Source organism: Euryhalocaulis sp., from assembly GCF_013911995.1.
In the GTDB taxonomy this organism is placed as follows: Bacteria; Pseudomonadota; Alphaproteobacteria; order Caulobacterales; family Maricaulaceae; genus Euryhalocaulis; species Euryhalocaulis caribicus.
In genome coordinates this window covers 1-21,876 of the sequence record NZ_JACESD010000034.1, presented here as the reverse complement: position 1 = coordinate 21,876, position 21,876 = coordinate 1, and the positions used below count along the sequence as shown (strand labels likewise).

The window sequence follows — 21,876 nt, the reverse complement described above, 5'->3', positions numbered from 1 at the left end:
TCAGCCCTGGCTGGCGGCGGACACCGCCCGCCGTCTCCGGCGGCGGATCCATTCGGGCTTCAGGATGCGGTAAAAGATCAGGACAAGCCCGCTGATCGAAACGGCCAGCCCTAGGCCGGAGGCCAGCTTGACCAGCCAGTTATTGAAATTGTCCCGTCCCTGATAATCCATGATGTGGAGCATCCAGGCGACGTCATAGATGCGCCAGAGCCGGGTGCGCACGGTCTCCACATCCCCCGTAACCGGGTTCATGTAGAGCCGGGTGGCGGCGCTGTCGTCGAACTCCACCTGCCAGACGGGGGTATAATTTCGCCACTCGATGGGCGCTTCGGTCAGAAGGCGCGCGGACGCCACCGCCGCGTCCCCGTGATAAGCCCCGCGCGCAAGGTCACGGATCGCGGCCTCGTCCAGCGGCGCCGCTTCGGCCCCGGTGCGGGCGTCGATCAGCCTCGCGCTCGTGGCGCCTTCGACGCGGTAGAGCATCCGGCCGGCGGACGGGCGCAGGGTTATCGATCTGGCTTCCCCCTGATAGGCGGCAAGGATCTCGCCGGGCGGGATGACGCCCTGCGTGCTGATCGCGCCCGAATAGCCCCGCTCGGCGCGGTCCTCGCCCCGCACGGTCTCGATGTCATAGAGCACCATCACCAGGCCGCTGGCGACCCAGAGCGTGACCTGTATGCCGATCGCCAGTCCGATCCATTTATGGATCCAGGTGAAGAATTTCTGCCGCTTGATGGCGCTCATGCGTTTCCCCTATTTCGTACCGGCCCGGTTTCTAGATTTCGGCGAACACGCCGCCATCGCCGCCGATTGTCATGATCTTGAACGGCGCGGCCTTGATCCCGCCCATGCCGGGGGAGCCCAGCGGCATGCCCGGCAGGGAGACGCCGATGATGTCAGGCTCTTCGGCCAGCAATGTCTCGATGGCCTCGACCGGAACATGACCCTCGACCACATAGCCTTTCACCAGAAGCGTGTGGCACCCCTGAAGGGCGGGCGGAACCTGATGCTTCTCCTTGATCGCGGCCAGTTTTTCCGGCGGCGTTTCAACGATGGTCACGTCAAAGCCGTTCTCCCGCAGATATTCGGCGTGGCCCGTGCAGCAGCCGCAGAACGGATCCTTGTACATGGTCGCCGACTGCGCGGCGGCGGTCAGGGGAAGCAGCAACGCCGCGGCAAGCAGAATAATGAAGCGTTTCATTGTCATATCCTCGTCTAGTACCAGAGCCGCACGCCGATAACGGCGGAAACGGCGTCTTCCTTCTCGCCCAGCCCCCGCGTAATGGAGGCGGTCTCGCCCAGCGTCCGCGACCACGAAACGCCGATATAAGGCGCGATTTCGCGCTTGATCTCATAACGCAGGCGAACCCCGGTCTCGAGTTCGGTAAAGCCCGCGCCCAGATCGCGGTCCGCGACATCCTGAAAGGCGAAGCCGGTTTCGATCCGGGGCTGCAGGACCAGGCGCTGGGTCAGAAGAAGGTCGTATTCCGCCTCGAAGGATGCGGTGAAGTCTCCTTCCTCGCTGAGATAGCCTTCCAGATCGACCTCGAACCAGTAGGGCGCGAGGCCTTGAAGCCCGATCTGCGCATAGGTGCGGGAATCGGGCTCGATGTCCTGCCGTATGCCGGCCTGAACGTCGAAATAGGGGCTGATGGCGCGGCCATAGAGAAGCTCGATCTCCGCGGCCTCAGTCTCGCCGTCGATCAGGGCCTCGCCCTCCGTTTCGACCCAGACGCGGTTATAATCGCCGCCATACCAGGCCGATCCGTCCCAGACGAAAACCTCATCGCCATTGCCGGACTGCCATTCCAGCCGGTCGGCCAGGATCATGTATTGCGGCTCTCCGCCCATTTCGTGCCGGACATCGCCGCGGCTTTCGCTGTGACCGCCGCCGCTCTGGGCGAACGCCGTCAGGGGCGCGAGGGCGCAGGCGAGCGCCAGTTGCATGGTCCGCGTCATTACAGAACCTCCCCGTGATCGCCATGTTTCGAATGAGAACCGGGATGGCCGGGCGCCACATCTTCAGCCACCCGGACCACGCGCATCATGCCCGCCTCCATGTGGTAGAGAAGATGGCAGTGGAAGGCCCAGTCGCCGGGCTCGTCGGCGGTGATCAACATTGATCGTTTCGTGCCCGGTTCGACGTTTACGACATGCTTCAGCGGCCGCCGTCCCGCCCCGGTCTCCAGCTCCACGAACATGCCGTGCAAATGGATCGGGTGCGCCATCATGGTGTCGTTCACCAGCGTCAGGCGAAGCCGCTCGCCATAGCGGAACAGGATGGGGCCATCGACTTCGTTGAACTTCACGCCGTCGAACGACCACATATAGCGTTCCATATTGCTGGTCAGGTGCAGCTCAACCTCCCGCGCCGGCGGCCGGGGATCCTTGTTGGGGCCAAGATTTTCAAGCTGTGAATAGGTCAGCACCCGCCAGCCGTCATTGCCCAGCCCGTTGCCCGGATCGTCCAGCCGCTCCTGCGGGTTCATTGCCTCCATGGCGACGGCGGGACCCCCGGGATGGTTATGGGCGGCGCGCATCATGTCCATGCCGCTCATATCGTCCATGGCCATGCCACCGGCCGCGCCGGCCGCGCCGTCCTGCATCTTCATGCCGCCCATATCGTGGCCGGAATGATCCATGCCGGATTTCATCTTTTCGCCGGGTTTCGCGGCGGCCATGCCGCCCATCGCGCCGTGGCTCATGCCGCCCATGCCCATGTCCTGCATGGTCAGCAGGAAGGGCTCCCGCAGGGCCGGAACTTCGGCGCGCATACCGGCGCGCGGGGCCAGCGTGCCGCTTGCATAGCCTGAGCGGTCCATGGATTCGGCGAAGATCGTATAGGCCCGGTCCTCGCGCGGCTCGACCACCACGTCATAGGTTTCGGCGACCGAGATGCGGAATTCATCGGTCTCGACAGGGATGACATTCTGGCCGTCCGTGCCCACGACCGTCATGGTAAGGCCGGGGATACGCACGTCGAAATAGCTCATGGCCGAGCCGTTGATGAAGCGCAGCCGCACCCGCTCGCCGGGATTGAACAGTCCGGTCCAGTTCGCATCCGGCCCCGTCCCGTTCATCAGATAGGTGTAGGTGGCGCCGGTCACGTCGGCGATGTCGGTGCGCATCATGCGCATCTCCGCCCACATCTTGCGGTCGGAAATCGCCTGTCCCAGCCCCTTGTCGCGCACGTCGTTCAGAAAGTCGCCGACCGTGCGCTTGTTGTAGTTGTAGTAGTCGGAGTGCTTCTTCAGCCTGGCGAAGATCCGCTCCGGATCCTCGAAGCTCCAGTCCGACAGCATGACGATATATTCCCGGTCATAGGCGACCGGGTCCGGCTCCGCCGGGTCGATGATGATCGGCCCGTAAACGCCGGTCTGTTCCTGAAACCGGGAATGGGAGTGGTACCAATAGGTGCCGCTCTGACGCACCGGATAGCTGTAGGTGAAGGTCTCGCCCGGCGCGATCCCGTCAAACGTCACGCCGGGCACGCCGTCCTGGTCATTGGGCAGCAGCAGGCCATGCCAGTGGAGGGACGAAGTATCGGCAAGCCGGTTGGTGACGCGCAGCGTCACCTCCTTGCCCTCCTGAAACCGCAATAGCGGACCGGGAACGCCGCCATTGATGGTGGTGGCGACGGCGCGCCGCCCGCCCAGCTCGAACGGCGTCTCGGCGATGGTAAGATCGAAGGCCTGTTGCGCGCCCGATTGCAGGGACGCCGTCCGCGCCCAGGCCGGAACCAGTTGCGATGCGCCAAGGGCGGCCGCGCCGCCCGCGGCGCTTTGCAGGAATTGTCGTCTGGAAAACATGTCTGATCACTCCTTCACGGGCGAAAAACGCCCGAAACGATCCGGTCAACGCCGCGCGCAGGGCGTGCGCGGCCGCGAAAAGTCAGGAGTGATGTTTGGGCGGCGAGTCCGGCGGACCGCCGGGGCGTAGGGGCACGGTGTCGGCCGCCATGCGGCGTAAATGCCGGGCGGCGGGGGAGGTCATGGGCGGAGAGGCGAGCACAAGACCCGATAGCGCGCTGAAACAGGCGGCGCAGACGCATCCGTCGCAATCCTCGCCGCAGCAATCCTGCATATCCGTAGCGGCGGGCGTCTCCGCATCATGGCAGGCTTCCGCGTTCGTCGCGGACATCATGGCGGAGGCCATGTCCATCGGCGCGTCGTGCGCGGCCATCGCCGGCGCGGCGGGCAGCGCCAGACTGGCCGCCAGAACCAGCATCGCGGCAAGCCGGGCCAGAGCACGTCGTCCGGTCATCAGGCCGCGCCTTTCGTGCGCGGCAGGATGCGGATCAACTCGTCCACCTTGGCGCGGCGCTCCTCCAGATCTTCGGAAGCCAGCGCCGTCTGGACACAGGTTTCCACGTGATCGGCCAGCACCAGCGACTCCACCTTGTCCAGCGCCGCGCGCGCGGCCTGGATCTGGGTAACGATATCGATGCAATAGCGCCCTTCCTCGACCATGGAGGACACGCCCCGGACCTGCCCCTCGATACGGGACAGGCGCTTGCGGATCGCGGCGGTATTATCGGCGCTCATGCACATACCCTAGCGGGGTATGGCCGCGGCGGTCAATTGAGTCCTAGCACGCCGCTTGCAGCGCGGCTTGCGAAAGGACTCTTTCGTTATGAACGCCAGAACCGACAACCCTTTGAATGGACGGGATAATTATCTCACTCCGATCCGCCTGACGCTGGCGGCGGTTGTCGCGGTCTGGCACGCTTTTGCGGTCACTGGCGCCGAAAGGTTCCACGAACCGGCCATTGCGGGCCTGTCGCCCAGCTATATGGCGGTGAACGGGTTTTTCATCCTTTCGGGCTTCCTGATCGCCTCCAGTCTGGAGCGGCGGCGCGCGCTGATCCCGTTCGGGGTTTCGCGCCTGTTGCGCCTTTATCCGGCGCTGATCGCGCTGGTTGTCACGGGCGCGATTCTGACGCTGTTCATTGGCGGGGACGGGGCGACCGGCAGCTGGCTCTATCCACTGAAATCCCTGGTCTTCATGGATTCCTCGGGCAGCTATCCGGGGCTTTTCTCCGATCATCCGCGCATCGCCTGGTCCATCCCGCTCTGGACGCTGCGATATGAAGTGATCGCCTATCTGATCGCGCCGGCGCTTTTCTTCCTCGGCTTGCGGGGCATTCGCGGCGCGGCGCTGATCTTCGCCTTCTTCACGGTCGGGTTCATCGTCGTGCAGCTCTGCAATTGCAGCCCGCACGCGGCCATTGTGCAGATGTTCCGCCTTGTCGCGGCCTTCTCTCTGGGCGGGCTGATCTTTGCTTTGCGAGACCATATCGGGTTCTCGTTCACCCGGCTGGCGGGGGCGCTGGTGCTCTGCGCGCTGGCCTGGAACACGCCCGCCTTTGAGGCCGCGGCTAATCTGGTTCTCGCTTGGCTGCTGTTCCGGCTGGGCTATGCACAGGGCGGGCCGCAGGCGCTCAAGAAAATTCCAGACTGGTCCTATGGCCTCTATATCTGGCACTGGCCGGTCTTCCAGCTGGTCTGGATGGCGCAGCCCGGAATCGCGCCGCTGGCCATTCTGGCGCTCGGCATGCCGGTGTCGCTGGTCATTTCGGCGCTGAGCTGGCGCTATATAGAGCGCCCGGCGCTGAATCATAAAAAGACCGTCTCCGACTGGCTCACGGCCCGCGTCTCGCCTGTGTTTAACGGCGCCCGCGCCTTGATATTCGCCCGTTCAGGCGTATAAGTCCGGTCCTTTCGAGAAGACCAGTCGTCCGTCCGGGCCAATTAACGGCATTGCCCGGCGACGCGAAACTCTAGCGGGACAGCGTATCGGAGGTCCCCGAACAAGGAGACAAAAATGCCGAAGATGAAGACGAAGTCGGGCGCCAAAAAGCGCTTCAAATTCACCGCGAATGGCAAGGTCAAGGCCGCGCAGGCGGGTAAACGCCACGGCATGATCAAGCGCACGCCCAAGCAGATCCGCGACAAGCGGGGCACGGACGTGCTGGCTCCGGCCGACGCCAAGATCGTCAAGAAGTTCATGCCCTACCAGCGCTAGGCGCTTTCGGTAGACGGCAGATCATTTCGAATTTGAAGGAGCAATAGAATGGCTCGAGTGAGTTCCGGCCCGGCGTCCCACGCCCGCCACAAGAAAGTTATCGCCAAGGCGAAAGGCTATTACGGCCGCCGCAAGAACACCTTCCGCGTCGCCAAGCAGGCCGTGGAAAAGGCCGCCCAGTACAGCTATCGCGACCGGCGCGTCCGCAAGCGTCAGTTCCGCCGCCTCTGGATCACCCGCATCAACGCCGCCGCGCGTCTGAGCGGCATCACGTACGGCCAGTTTATGCACGGCCTCAAAGAGGCCGGCATCGAGCTGGACCGCAAGGTCCTGGCCGATATCGCGGTGCGCGAGCCGGAGGCTTTCGCGGCGCTGGCTGACCAGGCGAAAGCGGCCCTCAAGTAGGGCCGCCCCGCCATGCCGCTTGAGATGAAACCCGCCTGTCAGACATGCCAGGCGGGTCTCGAGCGGAACGGACCAGCCTTTATCTGCAGCTATGAGTGCACGTTCTGCGCCGATTGCGCGGAACAGAAGCACGGCAAGGTTTGCCCCAATTGCGGCGGCGAACTGGTCCCGCGGCCACGGCGCAAGCCTTGAAGACTCGCTTCGTCCGCGGAAAAACACGGGGATGCGGGTCATGGACGATCTGGACAAGCTTGAAAGCGATCTGCGCGGCGAGATAGACGCCGCGCAGGATCTTCGCGCGCTCGACGATGCGCGGATTGCCGCGCTCGGCAAGAAGGGCCGCGTTTCCCTGATGATGCGCGAACTGGGCCAGATGGACCCGGAACAGCGCAAACAGGCCGGGCAGGCGCTGAACGCGCTGCGCCAGAGGCTGGAAGACGCCGTCACGGCCCGCCGTCAGGCGCTTGAGGAAGCGCACCTGAACGAGCGTCTGGCGACCGAGCGCGCGGATGTCTCCCTGCCGGTCCGCCCCCGTCCGCAAGGCGGCGTTCACCCGGTCAGCCAGGTGATGGAAGAGATCGCGGTGATCTTCTCCGAAATGGGTTTCGTGGTCCGCGAAGGCCCGGATATCGAGGACGATTTCCACAATTTCACGGCGCTGAATTTCCCGCCCGATCATCCGGCGCGCGAAACGCACGACACCTTCTTCCTGGAAGAGACGGACAAGGACGGCAATCCGCTGGTCCTGCGCACCCATACGTCCCCCGTGCAGGTCCGCACGATGCTGAACCAGAAGCCGCCTATCCGCATTATCGCGCAGGGCCGGACCTATCGCTGCGATTCCGACCAGACGCACACGCCGATGTTCCACCAGACCGAAGGGCTGGTGATCGACAAGGCCACCAATATGGGCCACCTCAAAGGGTGCCTGATGGAGTTCATCAGCGCCTATTTCGAGCGCGACGTGGAGGTGCGCTTCCGCCCCCACCACTTCCCCTTCACCGAGCCGAGCGCGGAGATGGACGTGCGCTATGAGCGCGCGGGCGACGAGATCCGCATCGGTCAGGGCGAGGACTGGATGGAGATTGTCGGCTGCGGGATGGTGCACCCGAACGTGATCGCCAATTGCGGCCTCGACCCGAAGGAATATCAGGGCTTTGCCTTCGGTTTCGGCGTGGACCGGCTCGCCATGCTGAAATACGGCATGCCCGATTTGCGCGATTTCTTCGCCGCCGACTCCCGCTGGCTGAAACACTACAACTTCCCGGCGCTGATCCAGCCGAACCTCGCCACGGGGCTGAGCTGAGATGAGCCCGCGCGGTTCGTCCCGCCACTGGCGCATGCGGTTCGAGACGGTGGGGTCGATCAGCGCCATCGTCGTGGGTCTGGCCGCGCTGGTGATTGCGTGGGACCAAGGCCGCGTGATGCGCGCCCAGCAGCACGGCGAGGTTTATCCCGCCCTGCAGGTGGACGCCTTCACCTCCACCCAGACCGATACGTTCAGTCTCGGGCTGCGTGTCTCGAATAATGGCGTCGGCCCGGCCTTCATCGAGAATTCGAGCATTCTGCTTGATGGCGAACCGCAGGCGCTCGGCGCTCTGATCAGCATATTGCCGGAAAATCTCGAGGACCGTTCATGGATGGCCATGGAGGGCCGCAGCGTCGCGCCGGGCCAGACCGTCGAGGCCTTCTCGGTGAGCTGGAACCGGGACGCGGTGGACGACGCCGTTCTCGCCAAACTGCTGTCCCAGTGGGACCGCTGGGACGTTGAAATCTGTTACTGCTCGGTCTTTGACCGCTGCTGGACCGCCACCGCCAATGATATGCGGCGCGATGCCGTCGACTCATGCCCCGTGATCGAGGGCGATGTGTTCGAGGAATTTGGCCGCGCCGCCTACCAAATGGAAAACCTGCAATGAAATTCACCCTGAGCTGGCTAAAAGAGCATCTGGAAACCGAGGCCACGCTCGACGAAATCGTCGAAGCGATGACCATGGCCGGTCTGGAGGTCGAGGATGTCGAGGATCCCGCCGCGCGCCTTGCCGCCTTCTCCACGGCCAAGGTGATCTCCGCCGAAAAGCATCCGGACGCCGACAAGCTGAAAATCTGCACGGTCGAAACCGTGGACGGAATGAAGCAGATCGTCTGCGGCGCGCCGAACGCCCGCGCCGGCATGATCGGCATCTATGCGCCGCTGGGGGCGTATATTCCGGGCCTCGACTTCTCGCTGGACAAGAAGCCGCGCAAGATCCGCGGGATCGAAAGCTACGGCATGCTCTGCTCCACCAAGGAGCTGGAAGCGGGTGAAGACCATGACGGCATTGCGGACCTGAAGGACGAATGGCCCGTCGGCACGCCCGCCGCAGAGGCGCTGGGCATGGCCGACCCGGTGATCGATTTTGAAGTGACGCCCAACCGCCCGGACTGGCTGGGGATTGAGGGCATCGCCCGCGATCTGGCCGCCGCCGGACTGGGCAAGCTGAAGGACCGCGCGCCGCGCACGGTCAGCGGCGCCTTCCCCTGCCCGGTCAAGGTCGCGATCCGCGACACTGATTTCTGCCCGGCTTTCGGCCTGCGGCTGGTGCGCGGCGTGAAGAACGGCCCGTCTCCGGACTGGCTGCAGGCGCGCCTGAAGGCGATTGGCCTGCGTCCGATTAATGCGCTGGTCGATATCACCAATTTCATCACCTATGACCGCGGACGCCCGCTGCATGTTTTCGATGCGGCCAAGGTGAAAGGCGATCTGGTGATCCGCCGCGCGCTGGAGGGAGAGACCCTCAAGGCGCTGGACGAGCGGGAATACGCGCTGGACGAGGAAGTCGGGGTGATTGCCGACGATGCGGGCGTGGAATCTCTGGCAGGCGTCATGGGCGGCGAGGAAACCGGTTGCACGGACGAGACCACGGACGTTCTGATCGAATCCGCGCTGTGGGACCCCATCGCCATTGCGAAGATCGGCCGCAAGCTGGGCATCATGTCGGACGCGCAATACCGCTTCGCGCGCGGCGTCGACACGCATTTCATGAAGGCCGGGCTGGAACTGGCCACTGAAATGGTCATCGAGCTGTGCGGCGGCGAACCCTCCGAGGTCGAAATCGCGGGCGAGATTCCCGCTCCGCCGGAAGCGATCCGCTTCAATTTGTCGGAGCCGGGCCGCCTTACCGGTCTGACGCTGGGCGAAAAGCGCGAAATGGAGATCCTGACCGATCTCGGCTGCACGATTGACGGCATGGGCGAGGAGACGATCGTCCAGCCGCCGACCTGGCGGCGCGACCTGACGCAGGACGCCGATCTGGTCGAGGAAATCGCCCGCATCCACGGCTATGACAAGCTGGACGCCACGCCGCTGCCGAGGCTGGAGGGCAATCGTGAGCCGGTGCTGAGCGAAGGCGCGGAGCGCGCCCGCCGCGCCCGCCGCGCGCTGGCCGCCGATGGCTGGTCGGAGGCGGTTACGTGGTCCTTCTGCCGCGCCGATCAGGCCGCGCTGTTTGATGGCGAAGACGCCCCGCGCGTCGCCAACCCGATCTCCTCCGAACTGGACACGATGCGGCCGACCCCGCTGGTGCACCTGATCCTTGGCCTGCAGAAGAATGCGGACCGGGGGCAGGGCGGCGTCTGGCTGGCCGAAATCGGCCCGGCCTGGAAAGGCGCCAAGCCGGAAGACCAGATGAGCATCGCCGCCGGCGCTCTGCGCGCGGACGCCGCGCGCCACTGGGAAGGCGCGCAGACGCCGGACATCTTCACGGTGAAGGCCGCCGCCCTGACCGCGCTACAGGCCGCCGGCGCGCCGGTGGACAACCTGCAGACCGACCGGGATGTCGCCGGCTGGTGGCATCCGGGCCGTTCGGGCGCGATGAAGCTGGGCAACCGCACGCTGGCCGTATTCGGGGAAATTCATCCGCATGTCCTCAATACGCTGGATATCGAGGGGCGGGTGCTGGCCTTCGAATGCTATCTGGATCAGCTGCCGCCGGTGAAGAAGAAGGACTCCAAGTCCAAGGGCGCGCTGAACAAATCGGACCTCAATCCGCTGACGCGCGATTTCGCCTTCCTGGTCGACGCCGAAACGCCGGCCGAGCAGGTGGCGCGTGCGGCCAAGGGCGCGGACAAGAAGCTGATTTCCGATGCGCGAATCTTTGACCTCTATGAAGGCAAGGGCGTGCCTGAGGGGCAGAAATCACTGGCCATCGAAGTGACGATCCAGCCGCGCGACGCGACCTTGTCGGACAAGGAAATCGACAAGGTTTCGGACGCCGTCGTCGCCGCGGTGAAAAAGGCCACGGGCGCGGAACTCCGCGGCTGATTCTTAAACGCCCTCGCCCCCGTGAGGGGGAGAGGGCAATGAAGTCCCGATCCTTCATTAAAAGGATTGGCTGACTGAATGGGTGAGGGGGCGGTTCTCAGAACAAGGCGCACACGCTCCCACGCGCCACCTCACCCTTTCGCGTATTCCAATCGAAGATTGGACGCTCAAGCCCTCTCCTCCCCGCGGAGGAGAGGGATCTCCATCCATACGTTCAGCCCGGCGGACCTGCGGCGGCCAGGCGCCGGTCCCGCCGCCGGCGGCGGTCGCTCAGGTACATGTCCCACGTATAGACGGCCAGTCCGCTCCAGATGAACAGGAAGGCGGCGGCGCGATCCGCGCCGAACGCCTCGCCCTGCGCCAGGCCGATGATGAATTGCAGGGTGGGGGCGATGTACTGCATCAGGCCCAGCGTGGAGAGCGGCAGGCGCCGCGCGCCCAGGCTGAACAGCAGCAGCACCCCGGCGGTGAAAACCGTGCCGGAGAAGATCAGCAGGAAGGGTTGCCAGCTCGCTTCCAGGAAGGTGCCGCGGCCTGTCGCCTCGAACCAGATGGCGGCCGCCAGACCGAACGGGGCGACCATGGCGGCTTCCAGAAACAGCCCGGTCTTGCCGTCCACGTCCAGCTTTTTGCGGACCAGCGCATAGAAGGAAAACGAGGTTGCCAGGAACAGGCCGATCACCGGCAGGCTTTCAGAGGCGACCAGCGGGATCAGAACCCCGATCAGGGCCAGGCCCACGGCCACCCATTGCGCGCGGCGCAGCCGCTCGCCCAGGAAGATCATGCCCAGCGCCACATTGATCAGCGGCCCCATGAAATAGCCAAGGCTCGCTTCAAGCACGTATCCGTTGGTCACCGCCCAGATGAACGCGCCCCAGTTGGCGGTAATCAGGACGGCCCCGATGGCCGCCCATTTCACGCGGCGCAGGGAAAACAGCGCCGCGATGCTGGGCGCTTTGATCAGCACGAACGGGGCAAGCGCGACCGCCGCCCAAAGGGCGCGATGGGCGACGATTTCTATCGGAGGGCCGGAATAAAGCGCCCAGTAAAGCGGCGAAATTCCCCAGATCGTGTAGGTCAGGAACGCATAGATCAGACCTGCGCGGAATTCGGCCGGATCGGTGGGGGCGGGCGCGGCTTTCATAGCGCCCTCATCTAGGCATGGGCCGGTCGGTCCGCCACCCTGCATTTCGGCATGGCTGCTGACCGTTTCGGAAAACCGGCTCAGGCCGCGTCCAGTTTTTCCCGGAACCGGCGGCTGCCGGGAATCTCGCTGCCATCCTTCATGCGGATGGAAAGATCGCCGGAGCCGGTGGGCGCGGCCTCCAGAATCTTGTCCAGATTGACGAGGTAGGAGCGATGCACACGCGCCGCGCGAATGCCCGCCTCGTCCAGTTGCCGCTCCAGCGCGCCCAGCGTGGTCCGGGCCAGGTGCTCGCCCGTTTCGGTCTTGATTTCCACATAGTTGCCCGCCGCCTTGGCCGCGATCAGGTCCTCCGCCGCCATCCAGATCGTGCGCCCGCCGCATTTCAGGGTCAGGCGCTTGTCCCGCCGCGCATCCTCGCGCGCCGCGGCGGCCTCCCTCCGGCGGAGCGCGAGTTCGCGGCTAACCTGAATGACCATGACAATCAGCGCCAGAGACAGCAGGTCCTTGCGGTATTCATAGAAAATGTCGCGCGGAAGATTGTCCGAGAAGCGATAAAATTCGCCCCGTATTGCGAAGGCCGCTTTCCGGATCCAGACCATGACCACGATGTGCGCGCCTGAAAGGGGAACGCTGAGCGCCACATAGGCCGGAAGCGCCCAGCGCCAGGTGTCCGCCGTCAACGGTATCAGACGGGTCAGCCAGATCAGGACCGGGGTCAGGGCGATGAATATGAAGCCGCTTCCGCCTTCGAAGATCAGAATATCTGCCAGCCCCAGCGCCGTGTTTCCGCTACGCTCCAGCTCGGTCATGCGGGAGGTGATATTCACCACGGCATAACCGGCGGTGATTATGACGATGGCCCAGAAGGACCGCCAGTCCGCCTGCGCCTCGACATCGCGTTCGCGTTTCCATTGCCGGTCAAACATGAGGGCATTCTTTACCGTCCGGCCCTGTTTGCGAAGCCCCGCCCGTCCCCGCAGGCCGCCGTTTATCCCCGGAATGACGCATTTCACGGCGCGGACCCGGCATTCATCCCTTTTCCGGCGCAAACGGTCCTCATTGGCCGGACATTCGGCCCGACACGTTCCGGAAGAAGGGTGCGCTCATGTCTGTTTCTGATTTTTCGTCCGCTTCACGCCAGCTGGCCGCGCCCGCGCGGCGGCACGATCTGGACTGGTTGCGCGTGATCGCGTTCGGTCTGCTGATCTTCTACCATATCGGCATGTTCTACGTGACGTGGGACTGGCATGTGAAAAGCGTCCACGCCTCGGCGTTTCTGGAGCCGGCCATGCGGCTGCTGAACCCCTGGCGCCTGTCGCTTCTGTTCCTGATATCCGGCGTCGCCATGCGATTCATGACCGACAAGGGCGCTCTGGCGCGTCTTGCGGGGTCGCGGTCGCTGCGGCTTTTCATCGTCATCGTGTTCGGCATGCACGTGATTGTCGCGCCGCAATCCTATTTCCAGCTGATCGAAAGCGGGGAGATCCAGCCCGGATGGTGGGCGTTTTACAGGGAATATCTGATCGGAAGCGGGGATTATTCGGTCACGATCCCGACGTGGAACCATCTCTGGTACGTCGTCTATCTGTTCGTTTACACGCTGATTCTGATCCCGCTGGTCCCGGTTTTGCGCCCGTTGGCGCGCAAATTCGAACAATTAACGACCCCGGCCTGGGCGGTTCTGCTGCTGCCGCTGGTCCTTTTCGTGGTCTATCGCTTCACCCTGACGCCCTATTTCCCGACCACGCACAACCTGGTCTGGGACTGGGCGAACCATGCCTACAGCTTCACCTTCCTCATGATCGGATATTTCATCGCCAAGCATGAGGCTGTCTGGCGCGCCATCGACCGCGCGCTGCCCGCGGCGCTGGCGCTCAGCATCGGTGCGGCGGTCATCCTGACGCCGGTGTGGATGGTCTGGGACAGGATTGATGAGAATATCTGGCTGCTGACGCCCGCGCGCCTGCTGCGCGTGGCTTACGCCTGGTGGGCCATCGTGGCGCTGATGGGGTTGGCCCGGCGTTATCTGAACCGGCCCGGCCCGGTGCTCGCCTATCTCTCCGAAGGCGTCTTCCTCTACTACATCCTGCACCAGACGATCATTGTCGCGGCCGGGTTCTGGCTGACGCGGCAGGGTCTGAACGCGCCGGCCGAGTTTGCGCTGGTCACGCTGGCGACCCTGGGCGGGTGCGCGCTGTGCTTCGAGGCCGTACGGCGCATCCCGCTTGTGCGGCCGCTCTTTGGGCTCAAGCTGCGACGCCCGCGCCGAACCGCGCCCGTTGCAGCCTGAAAAAGAGACGCCTAGGAGGACGCCCCGCGCTCGATCGTTTCCATGGCGAGGTCCGCGAGATCCCGCAACATGGCGCGTTCGGCGCGGGATAAATCGTCGCGCGCATGATTGTCGATGATGCAGAACGTGCCCAGCCGGTACCCCTCATCGGTAATCAGCGGCGCACCGGCGTAGAAGCGGATGAACGGGGTGCCCGTCACCAGCGGATTATTGGCAAAGCGGCTATCCTTCTTGGCGTCCGGAACAACCAGGCCTTCGTCCGACAGGATGGCGTGGGCGCAGAACGCGACATCGCGCGGGGTCGATGTTTCGTGCAGGCCGATACATGACTTGAACCACTGCCGGTCCTTGTCGAGCAGGGAGACGAGCGCGATAGGCGCATCGAAGGCGGCCGTCGCCAGCCGGGTCAGCCGGTCGAATTCCGGCGTGGCGGGCGTATCCAGGATTCCGAAGGACTCGAGCGCGGCTTGCCGGCCGGCCTCATCGGGCGGTGTGGGATAGGTCATGCGTTTCTCGTGCTGGTCTGGGCGGCGCTGCTGATATTGCAAAGCACAATACCAGCTTGCCCGGCGGTGAACAGATAGCTTTGTCCGGGGCGGGGCGCCGGCCCGGTCAGTCGAAGAAGCCGCGGTTCAGCGCCAGTTCGGCGATCTGCACCGCGTTCAGCGCTGCGCCCTTGCGCAGATTATCTGCGACCACCCAGAGGTTCAGCGCCGCCGGGTTGGTCGGGTCGCGCCGGATGCGGGAGACGAAGACGGCGAATTCGCCCACGGACTCGACCGGGGTGACGTAGCCATCGTCTTCCCGCTTGTCGACGATCATCAGGCCGGGGGATTCCCGCAGCAGCTTGCGGGCGGAACCGGGCGTCATGCCGTCGCCTTCGAATTCGATATTCGCCGCGATGGCGTGGCCGACAAAGACCGGCACGCGGACGCAGGTGGCGGTCAGCTCGATCGCCGGATCGAGGATTTTCTTGGTCTCGACCCGCATCTTCCATTCCTCCTTCGTGTCGCCGTCATCCATGAAGACGTCGATCTGCGGGATCACGTTGAAGGCGATCTGTTTGGAGAATTGTTCGGGCGTGGGCGGATCGTTGACATAGATGCCCTTGGTCTGGAGCCACAGCTCATCCATCGCCCCGCGCCCGGCGCCGGACACCGACTGGTAGGTGGAGGCGACGACGCGCTTGATCTTGGCTTCCTCATGCAGGGGCTTCAGCGCCACCATGAGCTGGATGGTCGAGCAGTTGGGATTGGCGATCAGAAGGGAGTCGCGGGCATCCTCAATGGCGTCCGGGTTCACTTCCGGCACGATCAGCGGGACATCGTCCTCCATCCGGAAATAGGAGGAGTTGTCGATGACCAGCGCCCCGGCCTCGGCGGCCTTGCGGCCATACTTCTCCGACGCGGCCGAGCCGGCGGACATCAGCACCACGTCGACATCGGAAAAATCGAACGTGTCGGCGTCGCGGACCTTCAGGTCCTTTTCGCCATAGGAGACTTCGCGGCCGATGGATTCACGGCTGGCCAGCGCGAACACTTCGTCCGCGTCGAACAGGCGCTCTTCGAGAATGGTGAGGATTTCGCGGCCGACATTTCCTGTCGCGCCGAGAACGGCGACCTTGACGCCCATGAGGTTGGCTCCGTGCAAACGCGGGTAAACTGAGAGGTCCGCTATATGGCCTTGCGTTCGCAGATGCAAAAGGCCGGTCCACGCGGCAGCACGAACCGGCCTTCAGTGGCGTTTCTAAAAGGGCGCGCGCGTCAGGCGGCGGCGTCCTTGTTCACGTCGGTGATCGCCAGCTTGGTGAAGTAGGAGTCGCAGCCATAAATGCTGTCGAGATCCTTATCGAGCGTCTTTGCGTCATCATTGAATTTCAGGCGCTTGGCGAAGGCTTTCGCCGTGCCGAAGCCGGCGATGCCGTAATGGCTCATGCGCTGGAACTGGGTGATGATGGAGGCGTCCTGAACGTCGCGGTCGGCGTCCAGTTCAATGGCGTGCTTGCGCACTTCGCTGACCAGGCCTTCCATGCCCTTGCAATGTTCGCCGCCGGGCTTGGCGCCGTGGCGTTCGCACAGCTCCGCCAGATCGCGCGTATGCGCGTCGATGCCTTTCTGCGAGCGTTTGAGGGAGGCTTTCAGCTCCTCGTCATGCGCGCTCTCGATCAGTTCCGGGATCACGTCCGCCATCTGGCGGTTGGCGCTCCACATATCCTTGATCTGGTCGATATAGAGATCTTCGAGGGTCCGCATGGTCATCTGTCCGTTTCCTTCTTTTTGGCGCGTCATCGCGCATGAGAAGAAACGGACGTGGAAAGACGCTTGTTCCGCCTTGGCGGCGCCCCGGACTCAGTCGCGCGCGCGCCGCCAGTCGCGATAAAGGAAAAGGGCGGCCACCGCGATGACGCCCAGTATGGCGGCGATATCAACCCAGGACAGGCCAAACAGGACCGGCTGCCCCAGAAACGCCCAGGCGGCGAGACGTTCTGTCAGCGCCATGTTGCCGCCAAACCCGACCGTCAGGGCCAGCACCATAAGGATCGCCACGCCGATGGCGGCCCAGCGAAAGGCCGCGCCGGCCGCGCGGTCCGCATCGCGTTGCTGGGCGCGGCGGCGTTGTTCGTTCTGGACCGAACGGCGAAGAAATCCGGGTCGGCGTGACATGGCGGGGATTATATCAAGGGAAGCGGGGTCTGTTCACCGCTCTACGCGGTTCACCTTGAAGAACGTGTCGATCACGGTCTTGGCCATCACGCTTTCCTCGTGAGTCAGTTTTTCGTCCAGCGCGTTACGGGTGAGCTTGAAGACCGAATCCGCGCCCTCGGCGTCCGGGCCCAGCGCGTCATATCCCATGGACCAATCGCCAAAGCTGCGCTTTTGGATCGGGATTTCAGGATAGGGCGTCACTCTGGCGTGGCGGGGATCGCGCCTGATCCGCGTGAATATGGCGTGGACGGCTTCCGCCTCGCCCTCCAGGACCTGCAGGAAGGACTGGTCCAGATTAAGCAGAACCCCGGTGAGGCCCGCAGTCCTGTTATTGCGGCGCGAGGCTTCGAGAATCTGGCCGATATCGTCCTGCCCCAGTCCCTCAGCGGCGGCGCTGGCATAGATCAACTGTATCATGTCTGACGATTTAGTCGCGGCCAGCGGCGGGGCAATAGCTATCGTGTTTCAGAGTCGTCCTGCAGCCGCTTGAGCAGCCGGGCCGCGGCTTCCCGCCCGCCGACGCCGAAGGCGATTCCGAAGGCCAGGCTGATGCCCGCCAGCACGATCAGGAAGCCCCAGCGAACGATATTGTCGCCCAGCCCCATCTGGGTCAGGCCGATCACCACCGCCAGAAGCGAGACGCCATAGCGGGTGACGGTGGCCGTCAGCTCCGCCCGCGGTCCGCCGCTTTCGGCCACCAGCGCGGCGACAAAGCGGGCGATGAACAGGCCGACCAGAATGATGCTGGCCCCGAACAGGATGTTTCCGCCAATCTCCAGCACCCGCGCCAGCCAGGCGGAGATGATGGCGAAGTTCAGGATTTCCGCCGCCTGCACCGCGCCGAAGATGACGATGGCGACCAGCACGATGTTCGCCACGATATGACTGGGGGAGGGCGGACCGGCCTCGGCGCCGGAATATTCGGCGATGGCCGATTCCGGATCGTCGGAATAGTCCTTCTGCTCGACCAGCGCTTCCGGGGCCGCTTCCTCCGCCGCCTTGCGGGTGTCGGTTTCCAGCGCGCTCCAGATCCGGTCAAACCCAATGGACATCAGCAGCGCCAGCAGGATGGAGCGCACGCCCTGGCCGATCAGATAGGCCACGAACAGGATCAGCGCGGCCGCGATCAGGCGCGGAATGGCGTCCAGCATGTCCTGCAGTATCTGGGCGGAGGGTTCGGAGACCGAGCGGATGTCCAGCTGATCCAGGCCGGCAATGGCGGCCGGGATCAGGATCAGGGCGAAAATGATGATGCCCGCAGCCCGCGCCACGGCCAGGCCGTTGATAACATCGCCCAGGCCAACCCGGTCTGCGGCGCGGTCGATGGGCGCGGCGGCCAGAATGCCGGTGACGGCGCGGCGGGCCACCGCGGCGATCAGCCAGCCCACCAGCACGATCAGGATGGCCCCGATCACGTTGGGCAGGAAGGCCCAGATGCTGGCCAGCATGTTTTCCAGCGGCTCCAGCGATTCCTCGAACCCCAGCGCGTTCAGGAAGGCCGGGATGAACAGCAGGAACACGACCCAGAAAACGGCCGAGCCAAGCGAGTGGCCCAGCGTCAGGACCGGTCGGCGGGACCGCGCCGCGTCATCCTTGGCCTTGCGCCCGACCGGGGTCGCCTCGATGGCCTTGCGCGACAGGAACCCCGCCGCCTTGGCCACGGCAAAAGCCACCACGGCGATCAATGCGGCGGTCAGGAGGTTCGGCATATAGTCGATGACAACCCGTGTCGCCGCCTCGATTTCCTCGCCGATCGATGAGAAATCCATGGTCCGAATCACCCCCTGCCGTTTCAAGCCTTGGGGGAATCATGCGGCCAAGCAGCGCAAGCCGTCAAACAGGCTGAGGCGGCGGACGAAAAGTCCCCTCGCCCCTTAGAGGGGGAGAGGGCAATGAAGTCCGAAATCCTGAAAGGATTTAGATGACTGAATGGGTGAGGGGGCGGCTCGCAGGACCAGGCAATCTGGTTCAACCCATCCCCTCACCCTTTCGCGTAGCCAATCGCAGATTGGGCGCTCAAACCCTCTCCCCTTCAAAGGGGAGAGGGTGATCATTCCGGCCCGCGGCGGGCTTAAAACAAAAAGCCCGCCGCGGCGAACCGGGCGGGCTTTTCTGTAATCGCTTGTGAGGCGCGGCTTATTTCGCGGCCGTTTCCTCGGGCGCGGCGGCCGGGGCTTCGCCCACGATGCCTTCGCTGTCGGCGCGGCCGGTCGTGCGCTCGGTGATCCGGGCCTTCTTGCCGCGCAGATTGCGCAGATAATACAGCTTGGCGCGGCGAACCTTGCCCTTCCGCTTCACCTCGATGGATTCGATCATCGGGGAATAGAGCGGGAAGACGCGCTCGACGCCTTCGCCGAAGGACAGCTTGCGGACCGTGAAGCTCTCGTTCAGGCCGCCGCCGTTACGGGCGATGCACACGCCTTCGAAACGCTGCACGCGCTGGCGTTCGCCTTCGCGGATCCACACGCCGACCGTCACCGTGTCGCCGGCGGAAAAATCGGGGATGGTCTTGCCGCCCAGAACGCGCGCGGCTTCCTCTTTTTCGAGCTGCTCGATCACATTCATCGCTCGTCCTCCTTCGCGCCATGACCGCCCAACAGGTCCGGGCGGCGCGCCTTCGTCAATTCCAACGCCTTTTCGCGACGCCACCGGGCGATTGCCCCGTGATCCCCGCTCAAAAGCACGTCCGGTATCTCCCGATCCTCCCACACGCGCGGACGCGTATAGTGCGGATATTCAAGGAGACCGTCCTCGAAACTCTCTTCGCTGGCGGATCCGGCCTCTCCCAGCACCCCCGGCAGAAGCCTGACGCAGGACTCGATCATCGCCTGCGCCGCCGCTTCACCGCCGGCGAGCACGAAATCGCCGAGGCTGACCTCCAGCATGTCGCGCGCTTCGATGACCCGTTCGTCCAGACCTTCGAAGCGCCCGCAAAACAAAACCACGCCGGAACCGCCCGCCCAGTCCTTAGCCATGGACTGATCGAAGCGTTGTCCCCGCGGGCTCAGATAAACCAGCGGCCGGTCATCAGACCTCGCCGCATCTATCGCCGCCGCCGCAACCTCGGGCCGGAAGACCATTCCTGGCCCGCCTCCCGCCGGCGTGTCGTCGACAGATCGGTGCTTATGCTTGGAAAAATCCCGGATGTCCACAGACTCTAGCCGCCACAGACCCCGATTCAATGCAGTTCCTATAACACTGCCCCCCAGCACCCCCGGAAAGAGGTCCGGAAACAGCGTCAGAACGGTGGCTGTCCATGGTTTTTCCATGGTCTCCCTTATCCTTGGCGATTGACCGGGCGCAAGGGCGCAGGCTATCGCCGATACATGCAAGACGCCCCGCCCGACGCGCGCCCCGACCTGACCGTGCTGGTCCCGCTCTATAACGAGGCGGGAAACATCGCCGCGCTCACGCGGGAGATCGCGCAGGTTCTGGAGGGCGGGCCGTCTTTCGAGCTGATCTATGTCGATGACGGGTCCGCCGATGACAGCGCGGAGGAAGCGCGCGCGGCGCTGGCGGAGATTGCAGACGGAAAGCTCCTCCAGCATGAGCAGCGCGCAGGCAAGAGCGCGGCGCTCTGGACCGGGTTCAAGGCGGCGCGCGGGCGCTGGATCCAGTTGCTGGACGGCGACGGCCAGAACGACCCCGCCGACACCCGCCGCCTGTGGGACGAGATCATCGCCCCCGGCGCGGACCCGGAACTGGGCCTGATTGCCGGGCGGCGGCGCACGCGCAATGATGGCGGGGTGAAATGGCTGTCCTCCCGCCTGGCGAACGGCATCCGCCGCGCCGCCCTGCGCGACGACTCCACCGATACGGGCTGCGGCTTCAAGCTGATCAAGGCGGAGGCGGCGCGGGATCTGGCCTATTTCGGGGGGATGCACCGCTTCCTGCCGGCCCTGGTCAAACGCGCCGGATACACGGTGATCGAGACGCCGGTGAATGACCGGCCGCGCGGCGCCGGGGTCTCCAAATACGGTTTCTTCGGCCGGCTGGGTGCCGGGATCGCCGACCTGCTGGGCATGATGTGGCTGGTGCGGCGCGGTCGTTACGGGCGGGTCAGGGAGTAGGCTTCATGGACCGCCGCGCGCTTGCCGGACGCCTGATTGCGCCCAAGGCGATCCTTTTGATGATCGCCGCCTATTGCCTGATCCACTATCTGATCCGGCTGGGCCTGTCGCCGATTTACACGCTGGACGAGGCCGAGCAGGTTCTCCTCTCGGAAGTCTGGCGCATGGGCTACCGCTTCCGCCATCCGCCGCTGATGACCTGGATCTATGCCGGGGTGGAGGATGTGTTCGGCCTGCATCGCTGGTCCTTCCACGCGGTGAAATACATTCTTCTGGCAGGCGGCCTCTCGGCCTTTTATTTCGCGGCGCGGCGCATCCTCGCCTCCGGGCTGGACGCGGCGCTGGCGCTGGCGGGACTGGCGCTGGGCTTCGTGATGGCGGCCGGCTTCCATATCGACCTGACCCATTCGGTGCTGATGACCGTGCTGGTGTTCGCGAACCTGCACGCTTTCGTGCGCGCGGTGCAGCGCGGCGGCTGGAGCGACTGGGTCTATTTCGGCGTCACGCTGGGGCTCGGCGCGCTTTCCAAATACGCCTTCCTGCTGGCCCCGGCGGGCCTGCTTCTGGGCCTCGCCCTGACGCCCTATTTGCGCGCCCGCATCAACCCGATCCGGCTGGGCGTGTCGCTGTTGCTGGGGCTGCTGATTGTCGCGCCCTATCTGGGATGGAGCGCGCAGTCCGGCCATTCCTTCGCGGCGCTGACCAGCGATGTCGTGGGCGCCGACCCGCAGAACTTTCTCGTCGGCTGGGCCGCCGGGACGGGCAGCCTGATCTGGGCGCTGTTCCTGGCCGCCTGTCCGCTTCTGCCCGTATTCCTGGTCCTGTTCCCGCAGACCCTGCGGCGCGGAAAGCGGGAGGGGTCGCGCGCCGCGTGGCGGCGGCTCCTGCTAATCGCTGTCGCGGCCGGGGCGGGACTGGCGCTGGCCGGGGTG

Annotated in this window: 26 protein-coding genes; 10 read left to right on the top strand and 16 right to left on the bottom strand. The window is 64.6% G+C overall.

All coding sequences use genetic code 11. The annotated features are described in order from the left end of the window. The 6 genes from H2040_RS09850 to H2040_RS09825 form a co-directional block, all read right to left on the bottom strand. The gene (locus tag H2040_RS09850; RefSeq protein ID WP_287157124.1) at nucleotides 1-744 is read right to left on the bottom strand and encodes a PepSY domain-containing protein; all 744 of its coding nucleotides are present in this window, start codon (nucleotides 742-744) and stop codon (nucleotides 1-3) included. A 31-nt stretch (nucleotides 745-775) separates the two neighbouring features. After that, nucleotides 776-1,201 carry a DUF411 domain-containing protein gene (locus H2040_RS09845; protein ID WP_287157122.1) on the bottom strand — a complete coding sequence of 142 codons (426 nt, stop codon included), beginning with the start codon at nucleotides 1,199-1,201 and terminating at the stop codon, nucleotides 776-778. Nucleotides 1,202-1,215: 14 nt separating this feature from the next. After that, nucleotides 1,216-1,959, bottom strand: a complete 744-nt coding sequence (locus H2040_RS09840) for a copper resistance protein B (protein WP_287157118.1) — start codon at nucleotides 1,957-1,959, stop codon at nucleotides 1,216-1,218. Continuing rightward, on the bottom strand, nucleotides 1,959-3,809 hold the full coding sequence (locus H2040_RS09835; protein ID WP_287157117.1) for a copper resistance system multicopper oxidase: 1,851 nt from the start codon (nucleotides 3,807-3,809) through the stop codon (nucleotides 1,959-1,961). The genes H2040_RS09840 and H2040_RS09835 overlap by 1 nt, the downstream gene beginning before the upstream one ends. 82 nt (nucleotides 3,810-3,891) lie before the next feature. Next, the gene (locus tag H2040_RS09830) at nucleotides 3,892-4,263 is read right to left on the bottom strand and encodes a hypothetical protein (protein WP_287157116.1); all 372 of its coding nucleotides are present in this window, start codon (nucleotides 4,261-4,263) and stop codon (nucleotides 3,892-3,894) included. Continuing rightward, nucleotides 4,263-4,544, bottom strand: coding sequence for a metal-sensitive transcriptional regulator (locus H2040_RS09825; protein WP_287157114.1), 282 nt, complete (start codon nucleotides 4,542-4,544; stop codon nucleotides 4,263-4,265). The genes H2040_RS09830 and H2040_RS09825 overlap by 1 nt, the downstream gene beginning before the upstream one ends. 88 nt (nucleotides 4,545-4,632) lie before the next feature. Here H2040_RS09825 and H2040_RS09820 point away from each other — a divergent pair, with 88 nt between their 5' ends. From H2040_RS09820 to pheT, 7 genes are all read left to right on the top strand, one after another. Continuing rightward, nucleotides 4,633-5,709, top strand: coding sequence for an acyltransferase family protein (locus H2040_RS09820; RefSeq protein ID WP_022698549.1), 1,077 nt, complete (start codon nucleotides 4,633-4,635; stop codon nucleotides 5,707-5,709). Nucleotides 5,710-5,823: 114 nt separating this feature from the next. Next, nucleotides 5,824-6,024 carry a 50S ribosomal protein L35 gene (gene rpmI, locus H2040_RS09815; RefSeq protein WP_022698550.1) on the top strand — a complete coding sequence of 67 codons (201 nt, stop codon included), beginning with the start codon at nucleotides 5,824-5,826 and terminating at the stop codon, nucleotides 6,022-6,024. Between the two features lie 48 nt (nucleotides 6,025-6,072). Continuing rightward, nucleotides 6,073-6,429: a 50S ribosomal protein L20 gene (rplT, locus tag H2040_RS09810; protein WP_022698551.1), complete on the top strand. Its 357-nt coding sequence runs from the start codon at nucleotides 6,073-6,075 to the stop codon at nucleotides 6,427-6,429. Between the two features lie 12 nt (nucleotides 6,430-6,441). Further along, nucleotides 6,442-6,621: a DUF1272 domain-containing protein gene (locus tag H2040_RS14315; protein ID WP_081639604.1), complete on the top strand. Its 180-nt coding sequence runs from the start codon at nucleotides 6,442-6,444 to the stop codon at nucleotides 6,619-6,621. Nucleotides 6,622-6,661: 40 nt separating this feature from the next. Continuing rightward, complete coding sequence (gene pheS / locus H2040_RS09805; RefSeq protein ID WP_287157110.1) at nucleotides 6,662-7,735, top strand: phenylalanine--tRNA ligase subunit alpha; 1,074 nt, start codon at nucleotides 6,662-6,664, stop codon at nucleotides 7,733-7,735. 1 nt (nucleotide 7,736) lies between these two features. Continuing rightward, complete coding sequence (locus H2040_RS09800; protein ID WP_287157108.1) at nucleotides 7,737-8,348, top strand: DUF8453 domain-containing protein; 612 nt, start codon at nucleotides 7,737-7,739, stop codon at nucleotides 8,346-8,348. Next, nucleotides 8,345-10,732 carry a phenylalanine--tRNA ligase subunit beta gene (pheT, locus tag H2040_RS09795; RefSeq protein WP_287157106.1) on the top strand — a complete coding sequence of 796 codons (2,388 nt, stop codon included), beginning with the start codon at nucleotides 8,345-8,347 and terminating at the stop codon, nucleotides 10,730-10,732. The genes H2040_RS09800 and pheT overlap by 4 nt, the downstream gene beginning before the upstream one ends. Before the next feature lie 214 nt (nucleotides 10,733-10,946). Here pheT and rarD read toward each other — a convergent pair whose 3' ends face one another. Beyond that, nucleotides 10,947-11,876, bottom strand: a complete 930-nt coding sequence (gene rarD, locus H2040_RS09790; protein WP_287157105.1) for an EamA family transporter RarD — start codon at nucleotides 11,874-11,876, stop codon at nucleotides 10,947-10,949. A gap of 80 nt (nucleotides 11,877-11,956) precedes the next feature. Then, complete coding sequence (locus tag H2040_RS09785) at nucleotides 11,957-12,805, bottom strand: LytTR family DNA-binding domain-containing protein (RefSeq protein WP_287157103.1); 849 nt, start codon at nucleotides 12,803-12,805, stop codon at nucleotides 11,957-11,959. 179 nt (nucleotides 12,806-12,984) lie between these two features. On the opposite strand from H2040_RS09785, the gene H2040_RS09780 reads away from it, so the two are divergent. Continuing rightward, the gene (locus H2040_RS09780) at nucleotides 12,985-14,169 is read left to right on the top strand and encodes an acyltransferase family protein (protein WP_287157101.1); all 1,185 of its coding nucleotides are present in this window, start codon (nucleotides 12,985-12,987) and stop codon (nucleotides 14,167-14,169) included. Nucleotides 14,170-14,180: 11 nt separating this feature from the next. Here H2040_RS09780 and H2040_RS09775 read toward each other — a convergent pair whose 3' ends face one another. The 8 genes from H2040_RS09775 to trmD form a co-directional block, all read right to left on the bottom strand. Then, the gene (locus H2040_RS09775; RefSeq protein ID WP_287157099.1) at nucleotides 14,181-14,675 is read right to left on the bottom strand and encodes a GAF domain-containing protein; all 495 of its coding nucleotides are present in this window, start codon (nucleotides 14,673-14,675) and stop codon (nucleotides 14,181-14,183) included. Between the two features lie 106 nt (nucleotides 14,676-14,781). After that, on the bottom strand, nucleotides 14,782-15,801 hold the full coding sequence (locus H2040_RS09770; RefSeq protein WP_022699431.1) for an aspartate-semialdehyde dehydrogenase: 1,020 nt from the start codon (nucleotides 15,799-15,801) through the stop codon (nucleotides 14,782-14,784). Between the two features lie 131 nt (nucleotides 15,802-15,932). Then, complete coding sequence (locus H2040_RS09765; RefSeq protein WP_022699432.1) at nucleotides 15,933-16,427, bottom strand: YciE/YciF ferroxidase family protein; 495 nt, start codon at nucleotides 16,425-16,427, stop codon at nucleotides 15,933-15,935. Nucleotides 16,428-16,517: 90 nt separating this feature from the next. After that, nucleotides 16,518-16,832 carry a hypothetical protein gene (locus tag H2040_RS09760; protein WP_287157096.1) on the bottom strand — a complete coding sequence of 105 codons (315 nt, stop codon included), beginning with the start codon at nucleotides 16,830-16,832 and terminating at the stop codon, nucleotides 16,518-16,520. Between the two features lie 33 nt (nucleotides 16,833-16,865). Further along, the gene (locus tag H2040_RS09755; RefSeq protein ID WP_287157095.1) at nucleotides 16,866-17,291 is read right to left on the bottom strand and encodes a BLUF domain-containing protein; all 426 of its coding nucleotides are present in this window, start codon (nucleotides 17,289-17,291) and stop codon (nucleotides 16,866-16,868) included. A gap of 38 nt (nucleotides 17,292-17,329) precedes the next feature. Continuing rightward, complete coding sequence (locus tag H2040_RS09750) at nucleotides 17,330-18,643, bottom strand: mechanosensitive ion channel (protein ID WP_022699435.1); 1,314 nt, start codon at nucleotides 18,641-18,643, stop codon at nucleotides 17,330-17,332. A gap of 367 nt (nucleotides 18,644-19,010) precedes the next feature. Next, the gene (gene rplS, locus H2040_RS09745) at nucleotides 19,011-19,439 is read right to left on the bottom strand and encodes a 50S ribosomal protein L19 (RefSeq protein WP_027068506.1); all 429 of its coding nucleotides are present in this window, start codon (nucleotides 19,437-19,439) and stop codon (nucleotides 19,011-19,013) included. After that, on the bottom strand, nucleotides 19,436-20,143 hold the full coding sequence (gene trmD, locus H2040_RS09740; RefSeq protein WP_022698655.1) for a tRNA (guanosine(37)-N1)-methyltransferase TrmD: 708 nt from the start codon (nucleotides 20,141-20,143) through the stop codon (nucleotides 19,436-19,438). Before trmD ends, rplS begins: the two co-directional genes overlap by 4 nt. Nucleotides 20,144-20,200: 57 nt before the next feature. Here trmD and H2040_RS09735 point away from each other — a divergent pair, with 57 nt between their 5' ends. Both H2040_RS09735 and H2040_RS09730 read left to right on the top strand, forming a co-directional pair. Further along, on the top strand, nucleotides 20,201-20,944 hold the full coding sequence (locus H2040_RS09735; protein ID WP_287157094.1) for a glycosyltransferase family 2 protein: 744 nt from the start codon (nucleotides 20,201-20,203) through the stop codon (nucleotides 20,942-20,944). A 5-nt stretch (nucleotides 20,945-20,949) separates the two neighbouring features. Next, on the top strand, nucleotides 20,950-21,876 hold a 927-nt coding region (locus H2040_RS09730; protein ID WP_287157093.1), incomplete at its 3' end, for an ArnT family glycosyltransferase.